A 10,910-nucleotide genomic window follows, 5' to 3' on the forward strand; every position below is an offset into this window, starting at 1 on the left:
GGCCTGCGGTTACTACCGTTACATTATCTGCTGTACCGTTGGTGATGTTCAGGTCTTCAGCTGTTAGGCCTGAAACTGGTTCATCGTAGGTAACAGTTACTGTAAAGGCTGCATTGGTCAGGTCGCTCACCACTGAAGTAATGGTTGGTGTTGCGCGGATTCCGTCTACATTAACATTGGCCGTGCTGGCGGTATTATTAAGCGTTAAGATCGCATCGGTTCCGAACTCATCTACCATGGTAGCTCCGTTCAGGTCGATGGTTGATCCAACCATGATACCGTCTGTATCCAAGTCGCCTTCTGTAATGGTATAAGTGAACGTTGCGGTGTTGCTTTCGCTTACTTTTCCACTTAGTGTGGCGGCCTTCGTTTCTGTTCCAACCGTAATTGGTAGGCTTGGCGTACCTGTAATAGTTACTGGTAGCGTAAAGCTGGTCTCGAAAGTAAGCTTATCACCTATCGCATACGTGTCTGCCGTAGGAACTGTTGTAGCGGTTACTACTGGTGCTGCAATTGTTGTAAACGTCCAAGCTGTTTTGCTTGTAGCACCTGCATAGTTATTCCCTGCATCATCGGTAAGTGCTCCTATTTCTATAGAAACATAGAACTCTGTGCTTGGTGGTAACAATAGGTTTGTTGGAGTTATGGTTACTTCTGAACCATTTACTACAACATTGCTACTTGTCACGTCTATGGTTTCCAATACCTCGTCATTGCTGGTCTGTGCAATGGTGATGTTACCGGTTCCTTTGTAGACATTTTCTCCAAAGTCCATGCTTAGTTTGGCATCTGGTAGAACATCAATAGCATCATCGGCTGGTGACAAGGTAGCTTCCATGGTCTGGTCGATTGTTGCTTGAGCAGTTACTACTGTTCCTACATTGCTTGAGGCATCGGTCAATGTTACTGACAAGGTCAGTGTTCCATCGTTCAGTCCTGAAAGGTCTGTTAATGTTACCTGATCTGTGGCTGTTGCAATTGTTCCTGATCCTGCAACCTTGGTTCCGCCATTATCTGAGTTCACCATATAGTTGTAAGTAGTTCCAATCTCTGCCCCTGTAAAGGTGAAGGTGCTGATGGCTGTTTCGGCTGAGCCGATCAAGGCATCGTCAAGGGTAACTGAATATCCAACAGGTGCGGTATTATCATCTTCATCGGTAATGGTTATTGTAGCTCCATCGGTAATATCGATGTTGTTTTCATCTACCGTTCCTGCTGAGATGTTGCTCATGCTCACAGTAAGTGTCTCCGTAGATTCCTCAATACTATCATCTGTAGGGGTAATAGTGAAGGTTTGCTGCTCTCCTGCTGTTCCTGAGAAGGTCAGCTTTTGGCTAATAAGCGCAGTGTAATCTGAAGTTGAAAGCGCTGTTACATCGGCAGTATTTAATTCTACAAAGAAGCCTCCGTCTACTGCGTTATCTAATGTAGCGGTTAGCGTAATGGCTCCATCAGCTTCTGCCCCGCTTGCATCGGCAATGGTTACAGTTGCTTGGTCGTCATTATTGATGGTTACCGTGGCTCCGTCTGTAATATCAATATCTGTTGAAGACACCGTTACAGGAGTTAGGTTGCTCATGGAAACTGTAAAGGTCTCGTTTGCTTCAAGCTTGGAATCCGAGCCAATAGTAATGTTTACATCATGTGACTCACCAATTGTACCAGCGAAAGTTACTGGACTAGAAACCAACGCGGTGTAATCGCTATCGGTAGTAGTCGCTGTTCCATCTGCTGTACTTAGGTCTACAGTAAGACCTCCTTCTACCGCTTTATTTAGCACTAAACTTACAGTAGCCGTTCCGTCTTCTTCATCAACAGTGACATCGGCTATAGTGATAGACGCTAGATCATCGTTAGTGATGGTCCCAACTCCTGTAGCATCAGAGATGCTAACGTTTCTTCCTCCGGCTAGCAGGTTAGAAAGCGTGACATCAAATGTTTCGTCTGCTTCAACTAAATCGTCATCTGAAACTGCAACTGAAAGCGTTTGCGTTTCGCCATCGGTACCTGCAAAGTTCAAGGTTCCTGACCCTGAAGTATAATCGCTAGCGGAAAGTGCTGTTCCATCGCTTGTTGCGAAATCAACCGTCATACCTTGATCAACATCACCAGTTAGCGTTACTGTAAAGGTCAATGTAGCTGTTGTTCCATCAGCATTTTCCGCCTTATCAACATCATCAATAGCAAGTGTAGCGGCATCATCGTTTTTAATGGTTACCGTTGCCTCATCGGTTAGGTTAAAATCATCATGATTTAGAGATGTATTGGTTACACTGCTCAACAATAACCTGAAGGTTTCATCAAGTTCAACTACATCATCATCTAGCACAGTGAAGTTGATGGTTTGCGTCTCACCTGCTGTTCCTGCAAATGAAGCAATCTCATTAAATACTTCAGTGAAGTCATCGTTGTGGCCAGCTGTTCCGGCTGCTGAGTTTACATAAACATCGAATGTTGCTGCTACTGCTTTGTCTAAGGTAAGCGTTGCGGTTCCTGTTCCAGCATCTTCGCTTATTGTTACATCGGCAATGGTAATCACAGCTACATCATCGTTTGTGATAGTTACCGTGGCTCCGTCTGTAATATCAATATCTGTTGAAGCCGCAGTTGCTGGTGTCAGTCCACTCATTGAAACAGTAATTGTTTCATCTGCCTCAACTATAGCATCAGCTGTAATTGTAATATCGAGTGTTTCTGTTTCGCCAGCTGTACCATCAAACGTAATGGTTTGAGCTGTTATTGGCGAGAAGTCTACTCCGCCCGTGGCGGTACCATTTGTAGTACTAACATCTACTGAAAGGCCTCCTTCAACTGCATTATCTAAAGTGAAGGTTACCGTTGCTGTTCCATCAGCTTCGGCTACAGTAACGTCTGCAATAGTTACAGTTGCCTGGTCATCGTTAGTGATGGTTCCAACTCCTGTAGCATCATCAATCACCACATTAGCACCGGCAGGGTTTGTAAGACCTACGGTTAATGTTTCATCATCTTCCACAACAGCATCATCAGAAACAGTAACGGTAATGGTCTTGCTAGACTCTCCTTCTACAAAGCTTACCGTTCCTGAAGTAGCAGTATAATCTGAAGCCGAACTAGCTGTGCCATCAGAAGTAGCATAGTCTACTGTTGCTCCTCCTGCAGGTGCTGGTTGAGACAAAGAAACCGTAAACGTAAGGCTTTTGCTATCAGATTCTCCTTCTGCAATAGAAGGATCATCAATTGACATTTTAGTTTGTTCGATTGTGGTAAAACTCCAAGTTGCGATACTTGAAATACCTGCAAAACTATTCCCTGCCACATCCTCAAACGCTCCATTATCAACCAAAATATAATGCTCTGTATTGAGAGCAAGATCTGAAGTGTTATCAAGCGTAACTACACTGCCAGAAACAGATACAATAGCATTATTAGTCACATCAAATGTTCTTACTACACCATCATCGCTCACTCTATGCACGGTAACATTACCTGTATTAGCTACTACGGCCTCGTTGAATGTAAGGACAAAGTCTCCATCTAAGCTAACACCAGTGGTATTGTCTGCTGGACTTAATGTGCTAATTGTAGGAGCTGCATTGTCTACTAGAATAGCCGATGTATTTGGTAGTGTTGGTAAAGTAGTGTTTAAAACATTTCCTGCTTCATCTTTAATACCTAGATCACCTACATCAATAGAGCTGATTACAATTCCATCACTATCGCTATCATTACTTCCCACTGAATAAGTAAAGGTCCAAGAATCGGTACCGTCTCCAGATACATAAGTTGCAGCTTTGATAGATCCTCCAACATCGATTCTCAAAGACGGAGGAAAACATGAACCTATCTGACTATAAGTCACTGCTTCACTAAAGGTCACAGTAAATGTTAGATCTTTACCTGCGTTGTATGAGCCATTTGCAGGGGCAGTAATGGATGTAATTGTTGGTAAGGTAACATCATAAGTCACTTCTGTTGAGTTCACAGTTGTTGCCGCATTGCCCGCTCCATCTACTCCATCAAAGCTGATTGTATAAACAGAACCATCTACCAAAGTAGGTGCATTGGTAAGAGCGCCTACAGAAAAAGTTCCTGCATTCAACTCACTGCCTGTTAGGCTTACCACATGTGGAGAATTGCGATCGGCTGTGCCACTAGTACGAGTGAAGGTAACTGTACCCGAAGCAATTGCCTCTGATAGAGTGTAACGTACATTTACATTAGTTACAGCGCTGTTAGAACTAGGACTAACTGAGCTAATTACTGGAGCTGTATTATCAAAAGTCACACCAGTAGAACTCACAGTAGAAGCGCTATTGCCTGCCGCGTCTGTAGCATCAAATGATATAGTATAGGTTGCTCCGCTAACTAAGCTTGGTGCATTGGTAAGAGCTCCTAAAGAAAAAGTTCCTGAATTCAACTCGTTGCCTGTAAGGCTTATCACATGTGGTGAACTGCCATCGGCTGTACCACTGGTACGAGTGAAGGTAACTGTACCGGAAGCTATTGTTTCTGATAAAGCATAACCTACATTAGCATTGCTTATCATACTGCTCGAACTTGGGCTCACAGAGCTAATTACTGGATCCGTATTATCTATGATAATGGCAGATGTATTCGGCAATGTTGGCAAAGTAGTGTTCAGAGCATTTCCTGCTACATCTTGAACCCCTAAATCTCCTAAACTAAAAGAGCTGATTGCTATACCATCATCATCACTATCATTGCTCCCCACTGAATAAGTAAAAGTCCAAGAAGCCGTACCATTCCCTGATGAGTAAGTCGCTACTTTAATAGCACCTCCTACGTTGATCTGCAAATAAGGTGGCTCACATGAGTTCCCATCGTCATAGCTAACTGACTCACTAAAGGCTACTGTAAATTGTAGGTTTTTTCCTGAATTATAAGCCCCATTAACAGGTGCTGTAATGGACGTAATAGTTGGTGCAATATTATCAAAAGTCACACCCGTAGAACTCACAGTAGTAGCGCTATTACCTGCCACGTCTGTTGCATCAAATGATATAGTATAAGTTGCTCCACTAACCAAGCTTGGTGCATTGGTAAGAGCTCTTGCAGAAAAAGTTCCTGCATTCAACTCGCTGCCTGTAAGGTTTACCACATGTGGTGAATTGCCATCGGCTGTACCACTTGTACGAGTAAAGGTAACTGTACCTGAAGCAATAGCTTCAGACAAGGTGTAACCAACATTTGCATTACTCACTGAACTACTTGAGCTTGGACTTACTGAACTGAACGCTGGGGCAGTTCCATCAAAAGTTAGACTTAATGTATTCGAAACAGTATTGGCATTCCCTGCTCGATCAAAAGCCGTGCCTGCGCCAAGGGATACTTGAACGCCCCCATTACCCGAAGGCGTAATATCCACGTAAAAACTAGTACTGTCTGGAGAAACAAAATTACTAGTTGTGCCATTCACCACGGTAATATCGTTCTCCGTCATATTATCTGCCTCAGAATTGAAGGTGATAGTTACGGGAATGGGATTATCATTGGTCGGATTACTGGAAGTGGTAGAAATGCTAACTGTAGGTGAAGTAGTATCGATGGTAATGCTCAAGGCAGAAGAAGCAGAACTGGTATTTGCGGATCCATCTGTTGCAGTTGCCGTAATGGTATGAGCACCAGCAGTCAAAGCGCTCGTAGTTATTGAATAATTTCCACCCGTTGCAATACCGCTACCTACTTCTCCATCGACATTCGATATTATTTTTACGGTAGCGCCAGCTTCCGCTGTACCTTCAAATGTTGGTGTGGTATCATTGGTCAGGTTATCTGAAGTAGACCCTGCGGTATGCTCCTCATTACCAGAGTCTGAGGAAGTAGCTAAATCTGGGGTGCTAGGCGCTGAAGGAGCTACATTATCTACCACGGTAATGGTAAACTCTTCGGCAAAATCATCAGTACCGTCATTGGTGTTTATTCTTATATCGTATGTACCTGCGGCCAGGGCACTGCCTGTTCTTAAAGTAGTACCACTAATATTAAAACTAGCGTTATCATCGTCTCCTGTACCTGCAACCAAAGAATAGGTATGGGTATCACCACCATCTGCATCTGTGGTAGAAAGTGTACCAACCGTTGTGTTTACTCCTGTAACACTTTGGTTGATAGAAGTAGCAGTAAGCGAAATATCCGTAGGAGCATTATTAGGTGGGACAGTAGCAAACTGCATGTTCGGTCTATTCGAGTTGACTCCAAAACTACTTAGACTACAACCTGAAGCACCATCGGTATAAGCATACCTATTTGAGCTATATGTTGTTACACTATACTCTACTGTAGAGTTACCACTGAAAGAATTGTTATCATAACAATAACTCACCACTATGCCATTGCCATCATAAGTATATGGAGTGTCGAAAACTATTGTGGCCCATCCCACACTAGGTGTATGTGTTCCTGAAAAGACCTGCGTTCCCCCACCTTCGAATGAGAAACTAGAAAATTCCGTTTGCGTGGTAGATTTGAGACTAATTGTAACATTGGATGTTACTGGGTTTACACTAGTATATTTGAATGCTAGTGAATACAACTTATCTCCATTTTTTAACCCTAGAGCACCCAGATCGGAAGCTGTAATTAAATATTCCCTTCTAGAGTCTTCGAAAAAATTACTTTGCGGAGTAACTGCATTGCTAGAGCTGGCAGTGTTTTCCGTGCCTACTTCTATAATTGGTGGGGTAGGCGCTACCGCAGCAGATACGGTTACATCACCTATCATAAACTTAACTTGGCCTTTGTTTTGAGCGTCATTCGGATTAGTACCTAGGTGAACCAAATAAACTTCATCAACATTCTGCCACTCACTACCAGAATAGTGTGTATCTCTGGTCATGGTAACATATTGCATATTGTCTATATCTCCTAACTGAAAATCTGACCGTACAACTTCCACCCCATTTCTAAGCCCAATCATCCTAAAATCATCACCAGGCGTTCTATCTGTAGTTGAAAAGAAAACCCATGAATCTAAGCTGAACTCTGCTCCAGAGGTTTCAGCAAACGAATAACCAGCATTAGGTGCCGAAGTGTTCACTAGACTGTTGGAATAGGCTAAATCCAATCCATCAGGCGGGAAATTTGCAAAATAATTAAAATCGTCATACTCGGTATAAGGTACACTTGCGCCAGCATCTAATCTAAACTCGCCTAGGGCTATTGCAGCTACACCATCTTGTCCTGTAGTAGCAGCATTTGCGTTACTTCCTCCAGCCCAGTTAACCACTGAATGAGAGATCATATTTAAGGTAGCAACATAGTCTCCAGAACTATCGGCTTTACCATCATTGACTTCGAACTGAAATGAAGTGTTTGTATTTCCGTTCTGTATATATTGAAGGTTACCAGCATCTAAATCTGCCTTTGTCACTTGCTGAGCCACAGTGACTGCTTCTCCCGCATCAAATGTATCATTAGAATTAGCATCTAAATACAATGTACCGTTTGTTGGTACAGCCTCAATTAATACATGATCTAAAGCATCTGAATCACTGTCGTTATAACCAAAATCATTAGTCGAAAAGGTATAAGTCAGATTCCCTGATGGATTTGCAGTGAAGGCAGAGGCGGTGGGGGCATTATTGGATACATCAGGAGTTATATTAATACCTGAATATTGATTAGCAGCTATATTAATAGGGCTCTGATTTGTAGTCCAATTAGCAGGATTGTGTATTGCTGCTCTTACAACAGAAACTGTTCCTGTAAGTGTTCCTGTGTATTTAGCATTATCTTCCTCTCCTTTATTAGGAAATAAAGCTAAAGCATTTTCCCCATTTGTTAAACCTGCAGGCATACCCGAAGTATCTCCACTTGCGGTACTACAAGATCCACTAATATGAGTACAAGTAGAACAGCTAAGCCAACCGCCTGCATCATCGCATCCAACAGTGTGTACATAATTATCATCTCCGTATATACCGGCAATAAAAGTTGGGTTAGCCGGTTCTACACCAGATGATGATTGATAAGCCAATATACTGTCTCCCCCAAGTAAACTGAAGCCACTTCCAGACAGAAATGCTGTTCCGTGAGTAACGGTAAAGCTATCGCCTGAAGTTTCTATGATTGATATAACAGTACCTATAGAAACTCCTCCTGCTGGTGCAGTCCAAGTAATATGGTCTTCTGAATTTAGATACCAAGTAGCATTTGTTGCATTCCAACCTTTATCCGTAAAATAAATAACTTCACCTCCGGGTATATCCGTTAAAGCTATAAAAGTAAAGCCATCGTCTGAATCGGTATGATACCCCACAAACGCAATATCTCCAGCACTAAGTGTATTTGAATACTCATCCTCACCCCTCACTGTTTTAGTAAACTCCTCTGCATAATCAGCAGTAGTAGCACCTGAATATATCTCGTTTGTTTCAGCAATATTAGATGTATATCTAGTCCATAAGTCTGTATCAGTATTAAGATTATACGGAGTGATATTTGAGGTGTAATTCCGGCTATCAGAACCCGAAGATTCTAACCCTTGAAAAACTGATTGGGCATATGCTGCTTGATAGTACGTTAATAGAATTAAAAACAGAATGATTCTTTTCATAAAAAAGTCAATTAAACTATATGGAGATGCTTGGTAATTCGTTTATAAAAGGACAGTTAGTATTCAAGAGATTCGGTGACTCAAATGAGCTTTAAATGTTCTCTTTAGCAGGAATGTTCAATACTATTTTACCAGTAGGAACTTCTTGCCCACTGGATTTGAAAGGTTGCCTAACTGTATATTTCATGAGTGTGGTGAAAGGTGTTATGCTCCCTAAAACAAGGACACCATTATTAAGCCATTAGCTTATAATAGACCTGGTAGTAGCAGGGAAACTCGTTAATGTTTTAGTTGAGTCTCTAACAGATGGTAGTATGCATCTGAAAGAGGGGTCTTAGAACACAAAAAAAGAACCTTTCGAACACAATAAATTGTACTAATCGGAAGTTGGCACAGGCTAATACACTCTGCCTCTGCGAAAAAGATAAGCAGCAGAGCCTCTCTCAGCTCTTATTTCTTTAGGTGTTTTACCACAAAACTGTTTGAAATCTCTTGTGAAGTGAGCCTGATCGTGGTAGCCCATTTCGTAAGCCACATCAGATAATTTACCAGAACTACCAAGATCATCAATCATTTTCAGAGATCGATCAAACCTAACTAGCTGTATAAATCGCTTAGGGGAAAAGCCTGAATACTCTTGAAATATGCTTGTAAAGTGTCTTTCCGTATAGCCCATCCACTCTGAAAGCTCCTTTACAGTAAGGGAGTATGCTTTGGCGTCTACTATTTTCTTATAAACTGACTCTACATCTTCCCTCATGGGGTTTTTCTGAAGTTGCGCTAGTATAAATCGCTGCATCTGGTTCATTAGCCGAAGTGAACTCAGCTGACTAACATCTACTGGCAAACCACTATCTTCAATATTAAAGATAGTGTCTAGCCTAGTAAAAGTATTCAATATGTCTTTAGGTTTTACTCTGAAGATTAGACCTAGATAAACAGGATATATCGAGGCTGCTAAAACTGTTATTTTAGGGTGAACATAACGAGCAGCACCATCTAAATAAGCTAAATAATAACCAGTGCTTACTGTTGAACAGTTGTTTGAAGATTCGAATTCAACTTGAAACTCGCTCTCTGTTTTGATATAGAAGAATGCAATTCTACCAGAAGGAAGCAGGTAATCTTCTCTACTCTTCTCTGCATCGTAAGACATTTCAAAGAAAGACCTGACAGCACAAGAAAGCTCTTTGCGAGGTTCAATATGGCCGAGCTTTAAAGTCATTTACAGTTAGCCAAATGATTAACAAACCCAAACCAGAGGATGTAATCACTGAGATAACCATTAAGTAATGGCCACGAGAAAAAATGCGTCTTACATTTGTACAATGAAGGACACCTCATATTAGGCGAAATAAAAGTTGAGTCTATGGCGATCTGGTTAAAAACCCCAATAACCGCTCTAAAAATACCATTAAAACAGAATACAACCTTAAAAAACCAAGAGATTTAGCTAAATGGTTTTGCCTTCATCTAGTAGCATTCGCCTACTTTCACAAGGTAAAGCACTGAATATCAACAAACAGCCTAATTCTTATTTCTGCTTATTTTTTTCTCAAAATCATACTTCGTATTCCATTAAGCCCACCCTTTTAGTATTAGCCAAAGAAAAGAGCTCATGACACGTTTGCCATGAGCTCAAAATCAACATAAATATGATCAACAATTTATTTTTCTACCCTTATCACGTAGTTACCGGCCATGCCAGCTCTTACCGGCCCATCGGACTTAGTAAAGCTGAACACAAACTTGCTAAAGGTGAGCTGTTGGATGTTCACCACTTTGCCATCGTCTAGGTTTACCACTGCGGCTGACTCATCGGCCCACTCCCATGTGCCACTGGCACTGAATAGGTCGCCAGCGTTGGTGGTGGTGTATGTGCCATCTGCAAAAGACAGGGCAAAGCCCGGATAGTTGGGGCTAACATCTGCTCCTTCTAGCTTGATGCTCCCAAACTCTCCTAGCGTCCACTGACCAGCTAGCTTCTCGTAAGCAAGGTCTTGAATGCTTGGCCCCGTACCGTCATCTTTCTGCTCGCAGCCTAACGACAACAAAGCGATTACTGCTATTAGTGTGAGGGTGTATATGCTCTTTATTTTCATCTTGGTTGCATGTTTTATCCTCACCCTGCCCTCCCAAAGATTGGGAGGACGTGGGGTCGGTATATTCTACTTACTTCTGTTACTACTTTCTGATTAGGACTTTCTTTCTCACAAGTGATCTCTCATTGCTGAACTGGATGATGTACAGACCACTTTCAAAGTTGGTTACATCGATAGTCAGCTCCGACTTGTCATAACCTTCTTTCTCTAGTCTGCTCACTCCTGTTGGACTGATCATCTGGATGTTCAAC

At 42.0% G+C, this 10,910-nt stretch carries 4 protein-coding genes; all 4 read right to left on the bottom strand.

Annotated features, from left to right (window positions below; genetic code table 11):
- A partial coding sequence (locus AWW68_RS18360; RefSeq protein WP_157717720.1) for a Calx-beta domain-containing protein occupies positions 1–8,557 on the bottom strand: 8,557 nt, incomplete at its 3' end.
- Positions 8,558–8,954: 397 nt separating this feature from the next.
- The gene (locus tag AWW68_RS18365) at positions 8,955–9,782 is read right to left on the bottom strand and encodes a helix-turn-helix domain-containing protein (RefSeq protein ID WP_068224776.1); all 828 of its coding nucleotides are present in this window, start codon (positions 9,780–9,782) and stop codon (positions 8,955–8,957) included.
- A gap of 442 nt (positions 9,783–10,224) precedes the next feature.
- Entirely contained in the window at positions 10,225–10,659 is a 435-nt protein-coding gene (locus AWW68_RS18370; protein WP_068224778.1) for a hypothetical protein, read from the bottom strand.
- Positions 10,660–10,741: 82 nt separating this feature from the next.
- Positions 10,742–10,897 carry a hypothetical protein gene (locus AWW68_RS20515; protein WP_157717721.1) on the bottom strand — a complete coding sequence of 52 codons (156 nt, stop codon included), beginning with the start codon at positions 10,895–10,897 and terminating at the stop codon, positions 10,742–10,744.
- Positions 10,898–10,910: the final 13 nt, after the last annotated feature.

It is taken from the genome of Roseivirga spongicola, from assembly GCF_001592965.1.
GTDB lineage: Bacteria > Bacteroidota > Bacteroidia > Cytophagales > Cyclobacteriaceae > Roseivirga > Roseivirga spongicola.